We start from the raw sequence: 21,403 nt of genomic DNA, 5'->3' as shown, positions 1-21,403 counted from the left end.
CACCAAGAAGGAGTGTTCGCAGTGAAACTGATCAAATTCGGAGTGGCCCTCGTGGCGGTGAGCCTGGTCGCCGCGGGCTGCCGCGGAGGAGGCGACGACGGCGGCAGCGAGGCCGTCGACGCGCCCGGCGTGAGCGATGAACCCTGCCCCACGCCGGTCAACGACGGCAACGGGTGCATCTATCTCGGCTCGATCTCAGACCTCACCCAGGGGCCCTTCGCCGCGCTCGGCGTTCCGATCGTCGATGCGCAGAAGGCGTTCTGGCAGCGGGTCAACGATGACGGGGGGATCGGCGGCTACGACATCGACGTCTCCACCTACGTCAAGGACAACCTCTACAACCCGCAGACCCATCAGCAGGTCTACGGCGAGATCTCCGGCGATGTGCTCGCGCTCGCGCAGACCCTCGGCTCGCCGACCACGCTCGCGATCCTCCCGGACATGGAGAGCGACGAGATGATCGGGGCTCCGGCCTCCTGGACCTCGCTGTGGGCCTTCGAGGACGTCATCCTCGAGTCCGGTGCCAACTACTGCGTCGAGGGCATGAACAGCGTCGACTACGCGGTGGAGAACATGGACGTCGGCTCGGTGATGGCGGTCGGCTTCCCGGGCGACTACGGCGGCGACGGCGCGGCGGGTGCGGAGATCGCCTCGGACGGGCACGGGCTGGAGTTCTCCAGCGTGGAGACCGAGCCGGGCCAGGAGAACCAGGGTGGCGCGATCAGCTCGATCGTGCGCGAGAAGCCCGACCTGGTGTTGCTCGGGGTCGGTCCGACCGAGACGGCGGTCATCGTCGGGCAGGCGGCGTCGCAGGGGTACCAGGGCCGCTTCATCGGACTCTCCCCGACCTGGAACCCGGCCCTGCTGGAGACGCCGTCCGCGCCCGCGCTGGAGGCGATGTACATGCAGTCCGGCCCCTGGGGTCCGTGGCCGACCGAGACCGACGGGCACGCCGCGATGCGGGAGGCGGTGGGACAGGTCGATCAGCCCAACGACGGGTACACCGCGGGCTGGGTCTGGTCCTACCCGCTGAAGGCGGCGCTCGAGGAGTGGCTCGAGGGCGACTACGACAAGACCCGGGCCGGTCTGCTCGAGGCCGTGCAGGCACTGGAGACCGTCGACTACGAGGGCGTGCTGCCCGAGGACGCCGGCAACTTCGCCGACGACCAGCCGGTGTTCACCCAGACCCTGCTCAGCTCCGTGGACCCGAAGGCCCCGACCGGAGTCGTCGTCGAGGAGGACTTCTTCGAGGGCGAGACCGCGGCCGGGTACGACTTCACGGGGGCCTGCTTCGAGGGCTGAGACGGTGGGCTCTCCAAGACCCGGTTCGGGTGGCCCGACCCGGGGGCTCGGCCGGGCCGAGCCCCCCGCGGCCAGGGGTGAGCCAGACCGGATGCCGGGGCGTCGCCCTAGCTGCGCCCGTCCCGGCGCTGCTGGGCGGCGAGTCGGACGGGGGCGTTGTCGGCGCCGTAGCCGTCGTACCCGTCGACCCGCTGCACCACCTCGAAGAACACCCGCCCGAGCCGGGCGGTGTAGAAGTGCCAGAACTCGCCGTGCGCATCCCTGTCGAGCAGCAGGTCGTGCCGGCGGAGCAGATCCAGTTGCTCATCCGGGAGGCCGAAGCGGGCGCGCAGGTCGTCGTAGTAGTTGGCCGGGATGCGGAGCAGCTTCATGCCACGCTCGCGCGCCCGTCGGGCCACCGCGACGATGTCGTCGCAGGCCAGAGCGACGTGCTCGGGGTAGTGGCGGCTCAGTGCCGGGGCGACGTTGAGCGGCAGCCGGACACTGCCGTCGGCGCTGCGCATCACCTGGCTTCGGACCAGTCCCTGCGGGCTGGCGACCTCCACCGGCGGCGGCGCCTCGAGCCCCAGCACGCTGGTGTAGAAGAGGACCGCCTCGTCGTGGGCGTCCCAGGGGTGGACCAGGTTGATGTGGTCGATCCGGGAGTACGGCGTCGCGGCGTCCGCCTCGTTGCCGTGCAGGAACTCCGCGACCCAGCCGGGCTCGCCCGGTTCGACGGGGTCGTTGAAGAAGACCTCCATCCCATTGGGGGAGTCGAAGCCGTCCAGGCGCTGCTCGTCGGCGTGGGTACGCCGGGTGACCGGCTGAGCGGAGAGCGCCCGGGCACGCTCGGTGGCGGTGGCCGCCGACGGCATGGTGAAACCGACGCCGGCCAGGTGGGGCTCCTCCCCGATGGCGTGCTCCTCGTTCAGCACCACCCGGATGTCGCCGGCCGACCAGAGCCGGACCGGCTTGGTGCGGTGCCGGCCGCGGAAGGTGAGCCCGAGCTGATAGAGCGCGGCCTCGACCTCGCTGGTGTTCTCCGCCTTGACCTCGACATAGTCGTAGCCGCACGCGGAACCTGCCCGGGGGAGCCGGGTCGGGGGCAGCGTGGGGGCCTGCTGGTCGGCGCCCACCACCCGGGCGGCCTGGTCCTCGACCCAGCCGAGGGAGCGCATCGCGTGGTGGGCGGTGCGCTGGGTGTCGGTCTGCCGGAAGACGTCGTTGAAGACCTCCAGGGAGAGCGGCCCGGTGTAGCCGGCGCGGCTCAGGTGGGCCACGAACCCACCGAGCTCGAAGTCGCCCTCACCCGGGAAGAGCCGGTGGTGCCGGCTCCAGCTCAGGACGTCCATGGAGAGCGCGGGCGCGTCGGCGAGCTGGACGAAGAAGATCTTGTCCCCGGGGATCCGCTCGATCTCGGCCGGGTCGTGGCCGCGGGAGAGGATGTGGAAGCTGTCCAGGCAGGTGCCCACCCGAGGATGGTCGGCCAGTTCGACGATCCGCCAGGCCCGCCGGTAGTCGTTGACGAAGCGTCCCCAGGCCAGCGCCTCGAAGGCGATCCTGACGTCGTACTTCTCGGCCAGGTCGCCCAGCTGCCGTAGCTGGGCGGCGGAGACCTCGTCGGAGTCGACGGTCGCGGTGGCGACGTTGCTGCACACCAGGATGAGGTCGGCGCCCAGCCGCTTCATCACCTTGAACCGCTCCTCGGCCCGGCGCAGGTTGTCGGCCAACTGCTCCTCGTCGACCCCCTCGAAGTCGCGGAAGGGCTGGTAGAGGTCGATGGTCAGGCCGAGCCGGTCGGCACGGGCGCGCACCTCCTCGGGGCTGAGGTCGCTGACCACCAGGTCCTGCTCGAAGATCTCGACCCCGTCGAAGCCGGCCTCCGCGCAGGCGGTCAGCTTCTCCTCGAGGCTGCCGCTGAGGCAGACCGTGGCGATGGCTCGGCGGAGCCGGGGCGAGGGGGTGACGGACACGATGGTTCCTCCAAGGATCTGGGTGGCGGTCGGGCCGCGCCGGTGCGGCCTCACGCCTCGGCGACGAGTTCGTCGAAGTGCAGGGTCATTCTCTCGCGGTCGGGTGTGCGGCCGGTGATCAGGTGCAGGCTGTCGACCGCCTGCCCGACCGCCATCGCGCCGCCGTCCAGGGTGACCAGGCCGCGCCGGCGGGCACGGCGTACCAGTTCGGTCTCCAGCGGGCGGTAGACCACCTCGGCGAGCCAGGCGTCCGGCCGGAGCAGGTCCACGTCGAAGGCGACCCCGGGGTGCTCCTTCATGCCGACAGGGGTCACGTGGACGACCCCGTCGGCGCGCTCCAGCCAGCGGTCGGGTTCGCCCTCGCTCACCCGGACGCGCGTGCCGCAGGCGCCCTCGAAGCGGGCGGCGAGGGCGGCCGCGGCCGCGGCCGCACGGTCGTGTACGACGACCTGCTCGAAGCCCATGCCGACCAGGGCCGAGGCCGTGGCGAGGCCCGCTCCGCCGGCACCGACCTGGACGACGGTGCCGCGGTGCTCGCCGCCCGGCTGGGCCGCCAGGAAGCTGTCCAGAGCCGCGCCGAACCCGGTGGCGTCGGTGTTGTGCGCGACCCGGCCCTCCCCGGTGAACAGCACCAGGTTGGCCGCCCCGATCTGGTCCACCGCCGTGCTCCGGGTCCCGACGTGGGCCAGCACCTCCTGCTTGAACGGGTGGGTGATGTTGGTGGCCGCGAAGCCGTCCTCCTCCAGCCGGGTGAGCACGTCCCCGAGATCGGCGACCCGGTCCAACAGGTCGATCACGACGTAGTCGTAGTCCAGCCCGAGCAGCCTCGCCTCGCGCATGTGCAGGGCGGGGGAGAGCGACGGACCGATGCCGTGCCCGATCAACCCGACGCGGTAGCGCTCGCCGGCCGGAGTCAGGGAGCCGCTCATCGCGCCACCGGGGCGAGCAGGCGGGCCGGGTTGTCGATCATCATCGTGTCGAGGTCCTCCTGACGGGCCCCTCGCTCGAGCAGCAGGGGCAGGATCCGTCGGCTCAGGTGGTCGTGGGTCCAGTGCGGGGTGTGGCTGCGGCGCCACGACGGCGGGGTCACCCGGCTGAAGTACGCCGCGTCGTGCGAGACGACCAGTTGGCCGGCGTACCCCTCGCCGAGCAGGGTGAGGAGGGTGTCGACCCGCTGCTGGTCCTCCCCGGTGTGGGCCATCCCGAACCGGTCGAAGCCGAGCGTCACGCCCATGCCGAGCAGGCGGCGGAGCTGGTCCAGGTCGGTCGAGTCGCCGCTGTGCCCGATGATCAGGTGGTCGGCACGCACGGCGCGGTCCAGCAGGAACCGGGCCTGGTCGAGGCCGGTGCCCAGGGCGGGGTTGCTGTGGGTGCTGATCAGGACGCCGGTCTCGGCGTGCACGGTGGCGGCGGCGGTGAGGATCCGGGTGACGTCCGGGGTCATCCCGGGGGCGTCGGTGACGACCTTGACCACGCCCGCGCGGACACCGCTCGTGCCGATGCCGTGCTGCACGTCGCGCAGGAAGAAGTCGGTCAGCGGGTCGGTGCCTCCCACCAGGCGCCCCGGACCGTGGGTGCGGAAGAAGGGCGGCAGGACGTCGTCGGTGTACCAGCCGGTGGCCGCCACCAGGTTGACCCTGACCCGGGCGGCCACCCGGGCCACCAGCGCGACGTCCCGGCCCAGCCCGGGCACGGTCAGGTCCACGACCGTGCGGATGCCGAGGTCGTAGAGGTCCTCCAGGCCGCGGACCGCGGTCTCCACGGCGGAGACCTGGTCCCACTCCGGGTGCGGGTAGTCGACGTCGAGCTCGGGGGAGCGGACGAAGACGTGCTCGTGCATCAGGGTGCGGCCCAGCACGCCGGCGCCGACCGTGCCCCGGTAGGTGGGCACGGTGGCGCCGGCGGCGGGGTCGGCGGTCACTGCTGGGTCGCCTTGATGTCCTCGTAGACCTTCAGCGAGTCACCCTCGAGGTTGGCACGGAACCAGGCGTCGGCCTGCGTCGAGAACGCCTCGGTGTCCACGTCGTCGACGATCTCGATGCTGCCCTCCGACTCCCACCCGTCGAGGATCTCCTGTTCGGCGTCCTCGACGCAGCCGGGCATCTGCTCCACGGCCGAGGCGACGGCGTCGTCGACGGCCTGACGCTGCTCGTCGGTCAGGTCGTCGTAGGTGCCGCCGGCGACGACCAGATTGCTGTTCAGCTGGTGGTTGGACATGGAGAGGTAGTCCTGCACCTCGACCAGGTTGCTGGAGTCGATGTTGGTGATCGGGTTCTCCTGGCCGTCCACGACGCCCTGCTGGAGGGCGAGGTAGAGCTCCTCGTAGGCGACCTCGGTCGCCTGGGCGCCGAGTGCCTTGGCGTTGAGCAGGAACTGCGGCGAGCCGGGGAACCGCATCCGCAGGCCGTCGAGGTCCTCCGGGCTGCGGATCGGGTCGTTGGCGGTGAACTGCCGGGCGCCGGCCGACCAGGCGCCGAGCACGTTCACTCCGGAGGCGTCCTTGAAGTCGGTGGCCAGCTGCGTGCCCGCGTCGCTGTCCATGAAGGTCTGGAGCTGGTCGGAGTCCGCGAAGGCGTACGCCGCGTCGAGGACGCCGATCGGCTCGTAGACGGCGGCCAGCGCGGAGGCGCCCTGGATGTCGATGTCCACGTCGCCCGACTGGACCGAGGCGATCCGGTCGGCATCGCCGCCGAGCTGGCTGTTGGGGTAGATCTCGACCGTGACGCCCACGTCGGCGGCCTCGACCTCGTCCTTGATCACCTGGGCGCCGCAGGTGTGCTGCGGCTGGTCCTCGGTGTAGCTGTGCGCCAGGGTCAGCTCGACGCCGGAGTCGGAGCCCCCGGAGTCGCCCCCGTCATCGTCGCCGCAGGCGGCGAGGACGAGTGGCAGGGCGAGCACCGCTGCGACGGCGAGCGGCTTGCGGGTGGACTTCATGATGGGTCCTTCCTCGGGGATCGGCCGGATGGCCTCGGGGGTTGGAGGGATGGAGGGGACGGGCCGCGGCGGAGCTAGAGGCCGAGTTTCTCGGGCAGCCAGGTCACCAGGTCGGGGGCGAGGATGATCGCCGCACAGATCACCAGCAGAGGGACGATGAAGGGCAGCGAGCCCTTGAAGACCTCTCCGACCGGGACCTTGATCGTCGAGCTGAGGACGTAGAGGACCGTGCCGACCGGTGGCGTGAGCAGACCGATCATCAGGGAGAGGATCATCAGCACGCCGAGCACGATCGGGTCGACGCCGAGTCGGAGCGCGATCGGCATCAGGATCGGCACGACGAGCACCAGCACGGCGGTCGGGTCGATGACCGTGCCGAGGATCAGCATCAGCACCGCGACCAGGAGGAGGAAGACCTGCGGGTCGTCGGTGAACCCGAGCACGAGTTCGGCGAGGTCCTGGGGCACCCGTTCCCGGGCCAGCGCGTAGCCGAGCAGCGCCGCGCTGGAGACGATCAGCATGATCGCCGCGGTGGTCAGGATGGTCTCCACGAAGACCTTGGGCAGGTCGCGGATCCTCAGGGTGCGGTAGGCGAAACCCAGCACCATCATGTACGCCGCACCCACGGCGGCGGCCTCGGTCGGGGTGAACAGCCCCCACAGGATGCCGCCGAGGATCAGGATCGGAGCGCCCAGGGGTGCGAGCACCCGCCCGAACGTCGTACCGAGCCGCGACCAGGAGAAGCCGATGTCGACGATGTCGGGCTGGCGGCGCACCTGGATGAAGACGACGATGCACAGGCCGAGGGCCATCAGCAGTGCGGGGATCACCGAGGCGGCGAAGAGGGCACCGGTGGATACGGCGGCCAGACCGGCGTAGATCACCGCCGGGATGCTGGGCGGCATGACCGGCGCGATCAGGGCGGAGGAGCCGACCACCCCGAGGGCGAAGCGCCGGGAGTAGCCCTGCTTGACCATGGTGGGGATCTCGACCTTGCTCAGCGCCGCCGCGTCGGCGACCGCAGAGCCGCTCATCCAGGAGAACCCGAGGCTGACCCCGACGCTGACGTAGCCGAGTCCGCCGCGCACCTTGCCGAACAGGGCGAGCGCGAAGTCGAAGAGCCGGTCGGCGATGCCGGCATGGTTGGCGAGGACGCCGAGCAGCACGAACAAGGGGACGGCCAGCAGCGGGAAGGAGGCGGTCGACTCGGTGATCAGCCGCATCGCCAGTCCGACCGACTGGCCGGTGGCGAGGAGGTAGACCAGCCCCGGGCCGAGGAAGGCGAAGGCGACGGGGACCCGCAGGACGAGCAGCAGGGCGATCCCGAGGAGGAGCCAGAGGACGGTCATCGCTGGGCCTCCCCGTTCGGGTCGGCGGTGCCACCGGGCAGCTGCGGGCCGTTGACCTGGACCGCCAGCGACTCGGGTTCGAGGCTGGAGCCGACACCGTGACGCGCCACCCCGATCGCGGCACACAGGCCGCGGATCGTCGTACTGACGAAGCCGATCAGCGGGATCAGGTAGACCACCCACATCGGCATGCCGAGTGAGGGGGTGGTGAGGTTCTGCGACTCGGTGATCAGGGTCCAGCACGCCCAGGCGAAGCCGGCCCCGGTCGCCGCCACGACGAGCAGGGCGAAGACGTGCACGGAGCGGACCACCGCCTGGTTGCGGATCGAGTCGACGAGTTGCAGGGCGATGTGACCGTCGCGGGTCACCAGCACGCCGCAGGCGGAGAAGGTGAGCCACACCAGGCCGTAGCGGGCCAACTCCCCGGTCCAGGTCCAGCCGTCGATGGGCAGATAGCGCTGGCCGGCCTGGACGAGGATCAGGACGAAGATCATCGCGGCAGCGAGGGCGGAGATGCCGAGCTCGACGGTGGTGAGGAACCCGACCACACGCTTGAGGGGTCCGGGCGGGCCGGTTGCTGCTGTCTCCTCGGACACCTGATTCTCCTTCGGGGCCACGCGGGCACGGGGGTGCCGGGGGAACGTGGCGGTCATCACACGATGGGCCGAATCTAGGGCCGCCGCGACAACCTCGGCAATCGGTTGCCAAAGTTGCCAGCGTGTGCCTTGATGGGCAGCGTGCCCGAGCCCACGATCTACGACGTCGCGACCAGAGCAGGGGTCGCCGCCTCCACCGTCTCCCGTGCCTTCGGGGTGCCGGGGAGGGTCAGCGAGCGCACCCGGCAGAAGGTCGTCGCCGCCGCCGAGGAGCTCGGCTACGTGCCCAATCCGCACGCCCGCGCGCTCCAGAGCGGGAAGCACGCGACCATCGCACTGATGCTGGCCGACATCACCAACCCGTACTTCTTCGAGCTGATCCGAGGCGCCGAACAACGCGCCCGGGTCGCCGGGAACACGCTGGTGATCGTCAACGCCGAGGAGTCCCGCCGGATCGAGTTCGAGCAGATCCAGGGCCTGACCGGTGCGGTCGACGGCTTCATCCTGGCCGCCAGCAGGCTCTCCGACGACGAGCTGCGAGCACTGGCCGGCAAGCATCGCCTGGTGCTGCTCGACCGGGAACTGCCACCCATCCCCAGCGTCGTGCGAGACATGCGCGGTGGATGCCGCCAGATCCTCGAGCACCTCTCGTCCCTGGGACATCGCGAGGTGGCCTACTGCTCCGGGCCGCCGACGTCCTGGATGAGCGCCGAGCGCTGGGCCGCGCTGAGCGGCGGTGCGGAGGAGCATGGGCTGACCCTGCGCCGGGTGGGGCCCTACGCCCCGACGGTGGCCAACGGCGCCGTGGCCGCGGACGGGGCGCTACGGGCCGGGGTGACCGCGGTCGTCGCGCACAACGACCTGCTCGCGATCGGCATCGTACGGCGGCTACGGGACCGCGGGGTCGCCGTACCCGAGGACGTCTCGGTGGTGGGGTTCGACGACATCTTCGCCGCCGAGTTGCTCGAGCCCCCGCTGACCACCCTCGGCGCCCCGGGCGCCCAGGCGGGGCGGCTGGCGGTCGAGCTGCTGCTCGACCCGCCGGGGCGTCACCATCCGGCCCAGCTCCGGCTGCCGTCCGACCTGGTCATCCGGCGTTCGTCGGGCCCGGGCAGCGGCGGCTGAGCCGGGCGGCACCACCCCCGGGGCCGGGTTCAGCCCTCCTCGGCGAGGACGCCCTGGGCGAGGCGGAAGGCGGTGTTGGCGTCCGGGACGCCGCAGTAGATCGCGGACTGGAGGATGACCTCCTTGATCTCCTCCGCGGTCAGCCCGTTGCGGCGGGCCGCACGGACGTGCATGGCGAACTCCTCGTGGTGTCCGCGGGCGATCAGCGCGGTGAGCGTGATCATCGAGCGGCTGCGCCGGTCCAGGCCCGGGCGGGTCCAGATGCCGCCCCACGCATAGCGGGTGATCATCTCCTGGAACTCCGCGGTGAGCTCGGTGATCCCCGCGGTCGCCCGGTCGACGTGGGCGTCGCCGAGCACCTCACGGCGCACGGCCATGCCGGCGTCGTACACCTCGGCGAGGGTGGCCTCGGGCGTGGCGGGGGAGCCGGCGGGCCGGTCGGGGGTCGACGGCTGGTCGGTCACTGCTGTTCCTCCGAAGGGGTGGACGGGGTGGAGCGGGCGGGGAGACGACCGGCCCGTGCCAGGACCCGGTCGATCAGTTCGGCGTTGCCGCCCAGGTAGCCGGCGGCTCCGGCACCCGGGCCCGAGAGGGGCGCTGCCGGGAGGCCGGCGAAGGCCCGGATCGTGTCACGCTCGGCGAGCAGGTCGTCCTCCCCGACGTGCGCGGCGATCCGGTCCTCGCGGACCCTCAGGCCGGTGAGCAGCTCGGTGACCTGCGACGCCGCGACGGCGGTACGCCGGCCGAGGGTGCGCACCGTTGCCCACTCGATGTGCCAGGCCCCGTCGGGTCGCTCGTCGACCGCTGCTGCGGCGGCGACGTGGAGGGAGGAGGCGAGCGGGGGAGCGGCGAGCGCGGCCCGGCGGACCAGCACCGCCAGGGCGGGGTTCTGCTTGTGCGGCATGGTCGAGGAGCCGCCTCGGCCGGCGGGCTCTGCGAGTTCGGCGATCTCGGGGCGGGACAGGGTGGTCACGTCGGCGGCGAGCCGCCCCCACGCGTCATTGGCCGCGACCAGCGCGTCCCCGAGTGCGCTGACCGGTCGTCGACTGGTGTGCCAGGGCGGCAGGTCGGCCAGTCCGAGCCGGGCGGCGGCGTCCGCGGTCAGACGCAGTGCGCCGGCGGGGGACCCGGCCAGCTCGGAGGCCGCCGACAGGGTGCCGGCGGCGCCGCCGAGCTGCGCGGGCAGCTCGAGGGCCCGGATGGCGTCCGCGGCGTCGAGCACACCGGTCAGCCAGCCGGCCGCCTTGAGCCCGAAGGTGATCGGTACGGCGTGCTGGGTCAGGGTGCGGCCGGCCATCACGGTGGCGCGGTGCTCCTCGGCCAGGGCCGAGAGCGCACCGATCTGCGCGTCGAGCTCGGCGTCGAGCCGTTCGAGAAGATCCCGGGCGCACAGCATCAGGGCGGTGTCGACGACGTCCTGGCTGGTCAGGCCCCGATGCACCCAGGCCTGGCCGCTCCGCTCGCGCAGGAGCTTGACCAGGCCGGGCACGGGGTTGCCGGTGGACTCGCTGCCACGGGCGAGCAGGTCGATATCGTCGACGCCGACCAGGCCGTCGAGCGTGGCGGGTGCGGCCAGCCCGGCCGCCACCAGGGCGTCCAGCCAGGCCTGCTCCACCCGTACCATCGCACCCAGCCAGGTGGCCTCGGTCAGCAGGTCGCCGGCGCGCTCGTCGCCGGGCCAGAAGAGGTCGCTCACCGGACCATCCTCACAGCCGGGACGGGACGGCGTGGACTCACCGGCCGGGGAAGAGGAGGAAGACGGTCTCGTCCTCGCCCTGCAACCGGATGTCGAACCGGTAGCCCTGCTCGTCCTTCTCCGCGACGAGGGTACGACGGCGCTCCGGCTCCAGCGAGGAGAGCAGCGGGTCGGCGGCCAGGGCGGCCTCGTCCTCGGGCAGGTAGGCCCGGGTGAAGAGCCGGTCGAGCAGTCCGCGGGCGAACACGGTGACCGCGAAGAACGGGGCGGCTCCCGGCTCGGTCGCCCCGGGCGCGAGGGTGCTGAAGTAGAACGAGCCGTCCCGCGACGTGCTCGCCCGGCCGAAGCCGGTGAAGGTCCAGCCGTCGCGGCGCAGCGAGCCCGGCTCCTGGGGGACCGTGCCGTCGGGCCGGGCCTGCCAGATCTCGATGAGGGAGTCCTGGACGGGCGCACCGTTGCCGTCGTACACGGTGCCGTGAAGCCGGATGGAGCCCGGGCTGCCGGGGGTCACCAGGTCGCGGTCGCCGTCGTAGGGGAGTCCGTAGTGGAAGAACGGGCCGACGGTCTGACCGGGGGTGCTCATGCCGGATGCGGTGGTGTTCACAGGTCGCTGTCCTCGGACTCGGTGTAGGTGCGGTTGCTGCCGGTGAGCACGATGTCCCAGCGGTAGCCGGTGGCCCACTCGGGCTGGGTGAGGTCGTGGTCGTAGGTGGCCACGAGCATCTCGCGCGCCTTGGGATCCGTGATGGCCTGGTAGATGGGGTCACGGGAGAAGAGCGGGTCTCCCGGGAAGTACATCTGGGTCACCAGCCGCTGGGTGAAGTCGGTGCCGAACAGGGAGAAGTGGATGTGCGCCGGCCGCCAGGCGTTGAGGTGGTTCTTCCACGGGTACGGGCCGGGCTTGATGCTGACGAAGCGGTAGTTGCCCTCGTCGTCGGTCAGGCAGCGGCCCGCGCCGGTGAAGTTGGGGTCGAGCGCGGCGTGGTGCTGGTCGCGCTTGTGGACGTAGCGGCCGCCGGCATTGGCCTGCCAGATCTCGACCAACTGGTTGCGGACCGGGCGCCCCTCGCCGTCGGTGACCCGACCGGTGACGATGATCCGCTCGCCGACGGGCTCGCCCCGCTGGCCGATGGTCAGGTCGGACTCGAGCGGGTCGACGTCGCGGTGGCTGAAGCAGGGTGCCCAGCGCTCGATCGTCTCCGGGTCGGTGTGGCGCAGATCCTTGGTGGGGTGCCGCAGGATGCTGCTGCGGTAGGGCGGGTAGTCCACGTGCGGCTGGAGCTCACCGGCCCCGGCCTGTTCGGTGGCCTGTGCGATCGCCGAGATCTCGGCGTCGATGACCGACTGTGTCTCCAGTTCCATGCCACGACGATGACCCCGTGGTGTGAGTCGCGCCAAGTTCCTTCTGCTCAGCGGAAGAAGTGTGTGATCATCGAGGCATGGCCGGCAACACCCGCACCCCGGGCGCCACCGTCACGGCCCGCGTGCTCGCCGTGCTCTCCGCCTTCGACAAGGACCACCCGCAGCTCGCGCTCAGCTCGATCGCCCGGCGTGCGGATCTCCCGCTCTCCACGACCCACCGGCTGGTGGCGGAGTTGGTGTCACACAGGGCGCTGGCGATGGTCGGCCGCGAGTACGTCGTCGGGCGCCGGATCTGGGACATCGGCCTGCTCGCGCCCGTGCAGGAGACGCTGCGTGACGCGGCGTCTCCCTTCCTGCACGACATCTATGCGGCGACCCTGGCGACGGTCCAGCTCGCGGTCCGCGACGGTGACTCGGTCCTCTACCTCGAACGACTCGCCGGGCGGGCCTCGGTGCCGGTGGTGAGCAAGGTCGGCTCGCGCCTGCCGATGTACGCCACGGGGGTCGGGAAGGTGCTGCTCGCCCACGCCCCCGACGACGTCCGGCGCCGGGTGCTCGCTGACCTGGTGCCGATGACCCCGTTCACCGTCACCGATCCGCAGCTCCTCGAGGAACAGCTGGCGGGGGTGCGACGCGAGGGATTCTCGGCGACCGCGCAGGAGATGACGCTCGGCGCCTGCTCGGCCGCGGTGCCCATCCGCCAGCGCAACACCATCGTCGCGGCGCTCGGCGTCGTGGTGCCTTCACTGGAGGACGACCGGGGCCGTCTGATCGCGGCCCTCCAGGTCGCCGCCCGCGGTATCGGCCGCCAGCTGTGAGTCCGGCGCCTGTGAGGGGCGCGATGGTGAGGGGCGGCCGGGCGATGCGCGACCGGCCGGGACACCGAGCGGTGTCCCGGCCGGGGTGGGCTCAGCCTGGGTTCGAGGCTCAGTCCCGTGCGTCGTAGAACGCGAGCACAGGGTCACCCGCGATGGCGTCGGACATGGTGAAGGTCGGCAGCGCGGCGAAGAAGGCGGCCTGCACCTTCTCGGCCGGCTCGGTGAGCGTGTAGAGCGCCAGGTAGGGGCGCGGGCCCTCGGGGGAGCCGTTGCCGAGCTGGTAGCGCTGGGCACCGGAGATCCCGTCGACCTTCTCGACGATCTCGGGCACGTGGGTGCCGGTGTACCAGGCGTTGAACTCATCCTCGCGCGACGGGTCCGCGGGGCTGGTGAAGACCACCAGGACGCCGTGGTTCTCGGAAGTTTCTGCTGCGGCCACGGATTCCTCCAGGGGATTGGGGGAGAGATGGATTGAACGATCGCTCAGACGATGACAGGGTGGCACCGTTTTGGCTAGCGTTTCCGCTGAGCAGAAGCGATCTCGCGGGAAGGAGACCCGGGTCATACCGTCGCCCTCATGACGACGGTGACCAGCAGCACACGGACCCAGGTGGCGATCGTGGGAGGAGGCCCGGCGGGGCTGATGCTCTCGCATCTGCTCCACGTGGCCGGGATCGAGAGCGTGGTGCTCGACCACCGCACCTACGACGAGATCGCCACCACCCACCGCGCCGGCATCCTCGAGCGCGACAGCGTCCGCCTCCTGGTGGACTCGGGCGCTTCGGACCGGGTGCTGACCGACGGGCACGAGCACCAGGGCATCGACCTGCGCTTCGGCGGTGAGAGCCACCGCATCGACTTCCAGAAGTACGTCGGCGCGTCCTGCTGGCTCTACCCCCAGACCGAGGTCTTCATCGACCTGCATGCCGCCCGCACCCGCGACGCGGGCGACCTGCGCTACGGCATCTCCGGTGCCGAGGTGCACGAGGTCGGCGCGTCGAGCACAGGTCCGCGGGTCACCTACCTGGACCCGGAGGGGGCGCGGCACGAGGTCACCGCCGAGCTGGTGGTCGGGGCCGACGGCTCCCGCAGCATCTGCCGCGACCTGGTCGAGCCGCGCACGCAGTACTTCCGGGAGTACCCCTTCGCGTGGTTCGGCGTACTGGTCGAGGCGCCGACCTCCGCTCCGGAGCTGATCTACACCCGTGGTGAGCAGGGCTTCGCGCTGATCAGCCAGCGCACCGCGGACGTGCAGCGGATGTACTTCCAGTGCGACCCGAGCGAGAACCCCGCGGACTGGTCCGACGACCGGATCTGGGAGCAGCTGCAGGGCCGGGTGGCCGGCCCGGACGGCTTCCGCCTCAACGAGGGACCGGTCATCGACAAGTCGGTCCTGCCCTTCCGCAGCTTCGTGCAGACGCCGATGCGGCACGGTCGCCTGCTGCTCGCCGGCGATGCGGCGCACACGGTCCCGCCGACCGGCGCCAAGGGGCTCAACCTCGCCCTGGCCGACGTGCGCGTGCTGGCCGAGGTGATCGAGCGGACCGTCTCCAAGGGTGAGGCCGAGGCCCTGGACACCTACACCGACCGCGCGCTCGCCCGCGTGTGGAAGGCCCAGCACTTCTCCTACTGGATGACCACGATGCTCCACCAGCTGCCGGAGAGCACGCCGTTCGACGAGCGCCGCCAGCTCGGCGAGCTGGCCACCCTGGTCGCCTCCGAGGCGGGCAAGACCTACCTCGCCGAGGGCTACACCGGGTGGCCCGACAGGGGCTGAGCGCCTACGCGCGACGCGCGACCCTGAACGGCCACTGATCGGACGTTCAGTTGCTGGTTGACAGTGGTCCCGGGGACGGCCATCCTCGGGACCACTTTCACGTCGGGTGTCCGGAAGCCTGACCAGTCGCCCCGAAAGGTCGATCGTGCAGGCCAGCGAACCACGCCTCCCTATCCCGCCGCTGCATCCCTACACCGGCACGGACGTCGCCCGACTGCTGACGGAACGGGCGGCCGAGCACCCCGACGACGACTTCGTGACCTGGCAGCCCTTCGAGGGCGCGCCGCGGACCTGGACCTATGCGGTCTTCCTCGCCGAGGTGCGGGCCGTGGCCGCCGGGTTGCAGGAGCGCGGCATCGGTGCCGGTGACCGGGTGGTCATCCACCTGGAGAACTGCCCGGAGTTCCTGCTCGCCTGGTTCGCCTGTGCCCAGGTGCACGCGGTGGCGGTGACCACCAACGCGCGCGCATCCGAGGACGAGCTGCGCTACTACATCGAGGACAGCGGCGCCACCGCCGCGATCACCCAGCCGCGGTTCGCGTCACTCCTCGGTGCGGCCGGGCCCGCCCTCGCCTTCGTCGCCGCAGTGGACCAGGATCCCGGCGTACCGCTCGGGGAGCCGGCGCTGCCGCTGCCCGCGGGCGTGCTCCGCTTCGATGAGCTGTACGCCGACCCGCGGCGACTCCTCAGCCCGCCGGCCGAGCCGGGTGCGCCGCTGAGCATCCAGTACACCTCCGGCACGACCGCTCGTCCCAAGGGCGTGTTGTGGACCCATGCCAACGGGCTGTGGGCGGGCCAGTGCAACGCGACCCACGAGGGGTTGCGGAAGGACGACGTCCACCTGACCTACATGCCGTTGTTCCACACCAACGCGATGGCCTACTCCGTGCTGGCCAGTCTGTGGGTCGGCGCGCGGTTCGTGCTGATCCACAAGTGGTCGACCAGCAGGTTCTGGGAGATCTCCCTGGCGCACGGGTGCACCTGGCTCTCCCTGATGGGGCTGTCCCTGCGTGCCGTGCTCGCCGCAGAGGCGCCGCCCGAGCACGACTACCGCTGCTTCGGCAGCCCGGTCGTCGCACCGTTCCAGGAGCTCTTCGGGGTCGAGTGCGTCACCTGGTGGGGCATGACCGAGACGGTCAGCCACGGCATCTGCTCCAGCGGTCGGCTGCCGGCCATGCAGGGGTCGATCGGCCGGCCCGCCCCGGAGTACGACATCCGGGTCAGCCGGCCCGACGGCAGCCCGGTCGGGTGTGGCGAGACCGGTGAGCTGTTCGTCCGCGGCGTGCGCGGGATCTCGATGTTCGCGGAGTACTGGAACAACCCCGAGGCGACCCGGTCGGGCTTCGACGCCGAGGGCTGGTTCGCCACCGGCGACCTGGTCCGGCTCAACGACGACGGGACGCTCACCTTCGTCGACCGGCTCAAGGACATGCTCAAGGTGGGAGCGGAGAACGTCGCCGCCTCCGAGATCGAGCGGGTGATCGCGGCCCTGCCCGAGGTGGGTGAGGTCGCCGTGGTGGCCGCGCCGGACAGCAAGCTGGACCAGGTGCCGGTCGCCTTCGTCGTCCCAGCCGACGACGGGGTTTCGGGCGCCCCGACCGCCTCGGCCGATGTCGAGGCACGACTCGCCGCCGTGGTCACCGGCGCCTGCCGCGACCTGCTCGCCGACTTCAAGGTCCCGCGTGAGGTCTACGTCGTCCGGGCGCTGCCGAGGTCCACGATCAGCAAGATCAACAAGGCCGACCTGCGGCGCTTCGTGGTCGGGGAGGACGACCACCGCGACCTGCGGACCGCTGAGTCCGCCTGGGCCGCGGCGCAGGTCGCCGACCCGTCCGGGGACGCCTCGTGAGCGGCGTCGACGGCATCGAGGCGATGATGGGCCGCCGCGGCAAGGAGGCGATGTCAGCGGACCTGCACTCCGAGATGGTGGGCATGGCCGCGGAACTGCGCGGCTTCCTGGACGCGCTGGCGATGGCCTCCCTGGATCCCGACACCGCCGCCGAGCTCCGTGCCGACCTGGCGTCGTGGCGGCGCCGGATGGAGGTGCGTCGGGTCCCCGAGGCCGAGCGGCACTACGGTCGCGTGCGGCGTACGCCGGGGCGCGGGCAGGCCCTCGTACCGGTCTTCACCCGGACTGAGCGGGGAGAGCGCCACCTGGCCGGCACGGTGCGCTTCGGCGCCTTCCACCTCGGGGTGAACGGCGCAGTGCACGGTGGCGCGCTCTCGGTGCTCTTCGACGACCTGCTCGGCACGGTGGCGCACTGGGCCGGTCCGGTGCCCAGCCGGACGGCGTACCTCAAGACCGACTACCGGGCCATCGCGCCCATCGACGTCACCCTGGGCGTGCGGTGCTGGATCGAGCGGGTCGAGGGCCGTAAGCGGTTCGTGCGCGGGGAGATCACCCACGGTGACGTGGTGTGTGCCGAGGCGGAGGCGCTGTTCCTCGAGCTCCGCCCCGGTCAGCAGTGAGGGGGCTGCCTCACTCCTCCTCCGCGCCGTACGGGTAGAGGTCGTCGTCACCGGTCACGCTCTGCTCCTGCTCGAGCAGGTCGCCCTCGCTGGCCTCCTCGAGCGCGGTGGCCGGGTGGGGGATGAGGATCTCATCCGCCTCCTCGACGGCGTGCTGCTGGTCGAGCAGGTCGGCCTCGGCGGCCTGGTCCATCGAACTCATCGTGGCCTCCCTCGCGGTCTCGGACACTGGGTCTTCATCGTCGCGCGCGCCGTCGGCCGCTTCAAGGGCGGACGGGGACCGGTCGCTACCTGAGGGTCCTCGCACCCGCTGGGCCGCTCCGACGCCGGCCGTCCTCCCGCGAAGGGGACGACGGCCGACGTCCGGCGGTCCCGGTCGTGGGTGTCGACACCCACGGCCGGGGACCCGCCCGGGCGGCGCTCGGCGCCGCCGCAGGCCCTCAGTCAGGGGCGGTCAGGGGCGGCCGGGGAGCCGGCGCTCCAGGTGGGCGACGACCACGGCCTGCGGGCGCAGGGAGACCGGGCCGAGAAGGCCCGAGGTGGGAGGCACCTGGTTCGCCTTGCCGCGCTCGTTGAGCAGGGTGTTGGTGACGCGGACCTCGATCGTGTTCCCACCCGCCCGCAGCGCGTCGGTCACATCCACGACGTACGGCGCCCACAGGGCACGCGGCAACACGGTGCCGTTCACGCTCACCTTGGCGATGTCGTGCACTTCGCCCAGGTCGAGCATCATCCGCCGGTCGGCCAGGTCCTGGTCGGTGAGGTCGACCGAGGTGCGGTAGACGGCGCTGCCGGAGAAGCGCGGGTCGAGGTCGGTCCACGATCCCAGCGGTCGGGTCTGTTCACTCTCACCCTCCCGGTCGAGCCGTACGCTCCACGGTCCGTCCAGGGCGATCGGCGTCAGCGCGTCGGTCACGGTGACCTCGCCGCGATAGGTCCGCAGGCCGTCCCGACCGGTCAGCTCGGAGGTGCCCGGCTCGGGGAGCACCATGGTCGCGTCCAGCCCGTGGCGCGTCGCCGTGACCGACTCGGCCGGCTGGTCACCGAGCAGGTGCGGGGACGCCTTGGTGCCGCGCTCGAAGACGACCGCGAGGGTCTCGTAGGGGTCCAGGTCGAGCGGCACCGTCGTCCGGCCGAGGCCGCTCTCGTCGTAGGCGGTCGCGACCTCGGTGGTGCCGGTGCGCGGATCCCAGAGCTCCGGTACGCCGTCGACCGGGAGGGTCGCGTTGGTGGTGACGGTCTGGTCGCTCTCGTTGTTGATCAGGAAGGCGACCTCGCCCTCGCGCTCGGTCCGGATCACGCGGACCGCCGGCGCGGCCGGGGACAGGTCGGCTGCTGCGACGCCGGCGGCGGCCGCCAGGTCGCCGAGCGTCTCGGTGTCCGGCACCAGGGCGACGCGGCCGAGCCCGTGCCGGCTCCACCCCGTGCCGGCCCTGCCGAACAGGGTGTCCAGCTCGCGGGCCAGGGCCTGCGTCCGGCCCCGCGCCTCGAGTCGGGGGAGCTCGCCCACGGCGACCAGACGGCCGCCGGCGAGCACGAAGCGCTGGAGTCGCTGCGCCGTCTCCAGGTCGAGGACGGTCGTCTCCGGAAGGACCAGCATCGAGTAGCTCGCCTCGCCGACCTCCAGCCGGCCCAGCCGGGTGCGGCCCTGGTAGCGGGTGTGCGGGTCGCCGGAGAGCGCCCCGTCGCTGAGCAGGTCGAAGTCGACCTGACCGCGTTCGAGGGCGTAGGCGGCGCCGCTCAGGTTGGCGTCGAGTCGGTGCTCGGTGTCCGTGGTCCGGGTCTGCTCGGCCGCGCGTTGCGGCTGGATCACCGCGGTCCTGGCGAGCGACTCGCCGCGGCCCATCTCCATCACCCGGCCGATCCAGGCGTCGACGTCGCCCATCGCGTCCCAGTAGGGGTTGACCGGGCCGAACGGCGGCGCGAAGTAGACCTGCTTCTCGTCGGTCCACATCGCGTGCAGGGCCGTGGAGTTGGCCCCGCGCGTGGCGAGGGCGCCGACCGTGGCGCGCATGAAGTCCGGTGCGACGTCCCAGCCGGAGTTGCCGAAGACCTCCACCAGGGCGCGCTCCGCGCCGCTCTGGTGCGCGGCCGAGGCGGCGTTGCGGACGAGCATGGTCTGGTGACCGGCCTGGTAGTCCTCGGTGATCATGTCGGTGCCGGGCACCTGGGCGTACTGGTTGTTCTTGGCCAGGTCGCCGGTACTGTGCATCCGCTGCTGAGGGCCCTCCTCGTCCAGCAGCGGGTTGGTGATCAGCTTCAGGCCGTGGTCCTCCATCCAGGCGGCCTGACGCTGGTAGTAGTTGGTGGCGAACGCGTCGTTGACCGCTCGCCAGTAGGCCCCGGAGTACTCCTCCCCGGTGCGACCCAGCTCGTCGGCGGCCGCCGTGAAGGCGACACCGGGGGTCGCGCCGGCCTGGTCGATCAGGTCGGCGAGTCCGCTCGACCACGGGAGCCGCTTGAAGGGCCACGGCTCGGCGGAGGAGATGAAGGGCTCGTCGTCCCAGAAGCCGGGCACGACCGAGCCCATCGCCCACCCGAAGCGGCGGAGGTACTCACCCTGGACGGTGTCGAGCAGTGCATCGGTGGCCCGGGGGTCGAGCAGGTTCAGGTAGCCGCGGTGGTAGCCGCTGGTGTCGTCGACGAGCGTCACCGACTCGAAGGTGTCGATCTGCCAGCGACCGGCGGGTACCTGCCAGGAGCCGTCTTCGAGCTTGGGTGTCAGCTCGACCAGGTCCTCACCGTCGGTCGAGCCCGCCGGGCGCGCCGAGGCGGCGACCGCGCCGTCGAGTCGGATCAGCGGTCCGCCGAAGTCGCCGATCGCCTCGCTGTCCTCGAAGGCCTGGGACCACAGTTCCGAGCCGTCCGCACCGGTCACGGTCAGGTCGGCCCACTGCACCCGCTGGAGCCCCTCGACCGCGTCCTCCACGCCCACCCCACCGAACTCGGCGCTGACGGCGGCCGAACCGGTCGGGTACGTCGCGTCGTGCGCCGCGGGCTGCACCGTCTTGTTGATCACCGGCTGGATCTGGTCACCGGTCACGGTGACGCTGATGGTCTGCTCGCGCCGGGGCGAGAAGCCCGGCGTGGGTACGCCGGTGGTCAGCTGCGTCCGGGTCTCGCCGTCGAGCCGCCAGACGCTCGCCCGCCCCTTGACGTCGACGTCGACGAGGTAGCCCTTGCTGCCGTCGGCGGAGGAGCGCACCATCAGCTGGACGCCGGAGGCGGTGAAGCCCGCCTTGCCGGTCACGGTGTAGTCGTCCCACGCCGCTCCGCCGGCGATCGGGTGGGCACCCTCGCGCAGAGAGCCGTCCACGATCAGGCGACCGCCCTCGACGCTCAGCCCGCTGGACTCGGCCGGGTCGACGGTCGCCGGTCCCTCGACGACACGCGTCGAGCGCTGCAACGCCTTGAGCCGGAGCTCGGGGCGCGCCTGGACCTCGCGATCCCCGACCTTGCCGCCGTTGGCGATCACCCCACCGGCCTTGCCGCTGGGGAAGTTGCTGTCGTTGAACAGCCAGATCCGCATCCCGGTGCGCTGGGCGGTGCGAAGCACGTGCTCGACGATGTCGAACCACTCCGGGGTGAGGAAGGCCGGCTGCATCTTCTCGCCGCCGTACGGGAACAGGACCGCCTCGTAGACGCCCTTGTCGCGCATCTCGGCCATCTGGGCGTCCACCACCTCCGGGGTGACGTTGCCCGTCCAGTACCAGTAGAACGATGGTCGGCTGTCCTTGCGCGGGTCGGCGAAGTCCGCGGCCGAGAACCCGCGGTCCTGGCTCACCTGTCCGGTGGCCGAGGCACCCGCCGGTGCTGCGCTGCTGGGTGGCGAGGCGGTCACGGCCAGGCCGGCCACGGCCGAGAGGGCGATGGAGCCGGCGAGCAGGCCGCGCGTGCGAGTCTGATGGCGATTCACGTTCCCTGAGGTCCCTTCGAGATCGACTGAGGCGCTTGTGACTGGTGACACACAGGGAGCGCCCAGCGGAGGGTAAGCCCGGGAAGGCCCGGATTGGAACGATTCAG

Annotated in this window: 19 protein-coding genes; 6 read left to right on the top strand and 13 right to left on the bottom strand. The window is 71.6% G+C overall.

All coding sequences use genetic code 11. The annotated features are described in order from the left end of the window. The first annotated feature begins 21 nt into the window (after positions 1–21). Positions 22–1,302, top strand: a complete 1,281-nt coding sequence (locus G515_RS0118020) for an ABC transporter substrate-binding protein (RefSeq protein WP_245565465.1) — start codon at positions 22–24, stop codon at positions 1,300–1,302. Positions 1,303–1,409: 107 nt separating this feature from the next. Here the strand turns inward: G515_RS0118020 and G515_RS0118015 are convergent, their stop codons facing one another. From G515_RS0118015 to G515_RS22845, 6 genes are all read right to left on the bottom strand, one after another. Further along, on the bottom strand, positions 1,410–3,254 hold the full coding sequence (locus tag G515_RS0118015; protein WP_036555980.1) for a sugar phosphate isomerase/epimerase and 4-hydroxyphenylpyruvate domain-containing protein: 1,845 nt from the start codon (positions 3,252–3,254) through the stop codon (positions 1,410–1,412). 50 nt (positions 3,255–3,304) lie between these two features. Next, positions 3,305–4,183 carry a shikimate dehydrogenase gene (locus G515_RS0118010; protein ID WP_036555977.1) on the bottom strand — a complete coding sequence of 293 codons (879 nt, stop codon included), beginning with the start codon at positions 4,181–4,183 and terminating at the stop codon, positions 3,305–3,307. Then, entirely contained in the window at positions 4,180–5,175 is a 996-nt protein-coding gene (locus G515_RS0118005; RefSeq protein WP_051218541.1) for a phosphotriesterase family protein, read from the bottom strand. The genes G515_RS0118010 and G515_RS0118005 overlap by 4 nt, the downstream gene beginning before the upstream one ends. After that, positions 5,172–6,188 carry a DctP family TRAP transporter solute-binding subunit gene (locus G515_RS0118000; protein ID WP_028661278.1) on the bottom strand — a complete coding sequence of 339 codons (1,017 nt, stop codon included), beginning with the start codon at positions 6,186–6,188 and terminating at the stop codon, positions 5,172–5,174. Before G515_RS0118000 ends, G515_RS0118005 begins: the two co-directional genes overlap by 4 nt. A 74-nt stretch (positions 6,189–6,262) precedes the next feature. Next, a complete protein-coding gene (locus tag G515_RS0117995; RefSeq protein WP_028661277.1) occupies positions 6,263–7,537 on the bottom strand; it encodes a TRAP transporter large permease in 1,275 nt (424 codons plus the stop codon). After that, the gene (locus tag G515_RS22845; protein WP_169570680.1) at positions 7,534–8,133 is read right to left on the bottom strand and encodes a TRAP transporter small permease; all 600 of its coding nucleotides are present in this window, start codon (positions 8,131–8,133) and stop codon (positions 7,534–7,536) included. Before G515_RS22845 ends, G515_RS0117995 begins: the two co-directional genes overlap by 4 nt. 132 nt (positions 8,134–8,265) lie before the next feature. Here G515_RS22845 and G515_RS0117985 point away from each other — a divergent pair, with 132 nt between their 5' ends. Then, positions 8,266–9,258 (top strand): LacI family DNA-binding transcriptional regulator, encoded by a 993-nt coding sequence (locus tag G515_RS0117985; protein WP_028661276.1) that lies wholly within the window; start codon positions 8,266–8,268, stop codon positions 9,256–9,258. A gap of 29 nt (positions 9,259–9,287) precedes the next feature. On the opposite strand, the gene pcaC is transcribed toward G515_RS0117985, so the two are convergent. Genes pcaC through pcaH form a run of 4 tightly spaced genes read right to left on the bottom strand, consistent with a single transcriptional unit; the run spans position 9,288 to position 12,316 of the window. Next, the gene (gene pcaC / locus G515_RS0117980; RefSeq protein WP_084653699.1) at positions 9,288–9,722 is read right to left on the bottom strand and encodes a 4-carboxymuconolactone decarboxylase; all 435 of its coding nucleotides are present in this window, start codon (positions 9,720–9,722) and stop codon (positions 9,288–9,290) included. Then, positions 9,719–10,954 (bottom strand): lyase family protein, encoded by a 1,236-nt coding sequence (locus tag G515_RS22215; protein WP_051218539.1) that lies wholly within the window; start codon positions 10,952–10,954, stop codon positions 9,719–9,721. Before G515_RS22215 ends, pcaC begins: the two co-directional genes overlap by 4 nt. A gap of 37 nt (positions 10,955–10,991) precedes the next feature. Further along, positions 10,992–11,558 carry a protocatechuate 3,4-dioxygenase subunit alpha gene (gene pcaG, locus G515_RS0117970; RefSeq protein ID WP_211221073.1) on the bottom strand — a complete coding sequence of 189 codons (567 nt, stop codon included), beginning with the start codon at positions 11,556–11,558 and terminating at the stop codon, positions 10,992–10,994. Further along, a complete protein-coding gene (pcaH, locus tag G515_RS0117965; RefSeq protein ID WP_028661273.1) occupies positions 11,555–12,316 on the bottom strand; it encodes a protocatechuate 3,4-dioxygenase subunit beta in 762 nt (253 codons plus the stop codon). The genes pcaG and pcaH overlap by 4 nt, the downstream gene beginning before the upstream one ends. A gap of 77 nt (positions 12,317–12,393) precedes the next feature. Between pcaH and G515_RS0117960 the strand changes: the two genes are divergently transcribed. Then, positions 12,394–13,134, top strand: a complete 741-nt coding sequence (locus G515_RS0117960) for an IclR family transcriptional regulator (RefSeq protein WP_028661272.1) — start codon at positions 12,394–12,396, stop codon at positions 13,132–13,134. 109 nt (positions 13,135–13,243) lie between these two features. On the opposite strand, the gene G515_RS0117955 is transcribed toward G515_RS0117960, so the two are convergent. Further along, positions 13,244–13,573: a DUF4286 family protein gene (locus tag G515_RS0117955; protein WP_036555975.1), complete on the bottom strand. Its 330-nt coding sequence runs from the start codon at positions 13,571–13,573 to the stop codon at positions 13,244–13,246. Positions 13,574–13,711: 138 nt separating this feature from the next. On the opposite strand from G515_RS0117955, the gene G515_RS0117950 reads away from it, so the two are divergent. The 3 genes from G515_RS0117950 to G515_RS0117940 all read left to right on the top strand — a co-directional run bounded on the left by G515_RS0117950 (position 13,712) and on the right by G515_RS0117940 (position 17,380). Further along, on the top strand, positions 13,712–14,911 hold the full coding sequence (locus G515_RS0117950; protein ID WP_028661270.1) for a 4-hydroxybenzoate 3-monooxygenase: 1,200 nt from the start codon (positions 13,712–13,714) through the stop codon (positions 14,909–14,911). A gap of 145 nt (positions 14,912–15,056) precedes the next feature. Continuing rightward, complete coding sequence (locus G515_RS0117945) at positions 15,057–16,760, top strand: AMP-binding protein (RefSeq protein ID WP_051218538.1); 1,704 nt, start codon at positions 15,057–15,059, stop codon at positions 16,758–16,760. Further along, entirely contained in the window at positions 16,757–17,380 is a 624-nt protein-coding gene (locus G515_RS0117940) for a PaaI family thioesterase (RefSeq protein WP_245565464.1), read from the top strand. The genes G515_RS0117945 and G515_RS0117940 overlap by 4 nt, the downstream gene beginning before the upstream one ends. 10 nt (positions 17,381–17,390) lie before the next feature. Here the strand turns inward: G515_RS0117940 and G515_RS0117935 are convergent, their stop codons facing one another. Continuing rightward, positions 17,391–17,582 (bottom strand): hypothetical protein, encoded by a 192-nt coding sequence (locus G515_RS0117935; RefSeq protein WP_157571181.1) that lies wholly within the window; start codon positions 17,580–17,582, stop codon positions 17,391–17,393. Between the two features lie 252 nt (positions 17,583–17,834). Further along, on the bottom strand, positions 17,835–21,296 hold the full coding sequence (locus G515_RS0117930) for a glycosyl hydrolase (RefSeq protein ID WP_084653698.1): 3,462 nt from the start codon (positions 21,294–21,296) through the stop codon (positions 17,835–17,837). Between the last annotated feature and the right edge of the window lie 107 nt (positions 21,297–21,403).

Origin of the sequence: Nocardioides insulae DSM 17944 (assembly GCF_000422825.1) — a bacterium.
Classification (GTDB): domain Bacteria; phylum Actinomycetota; class Actinomycetes; order Propionibacteriales; family Nocardioidaceae; genus Nocardioides; species Nocardioides insulae.
This window is presented reverse-complemented; position numbering and strand designations above follow the sequence as displayed.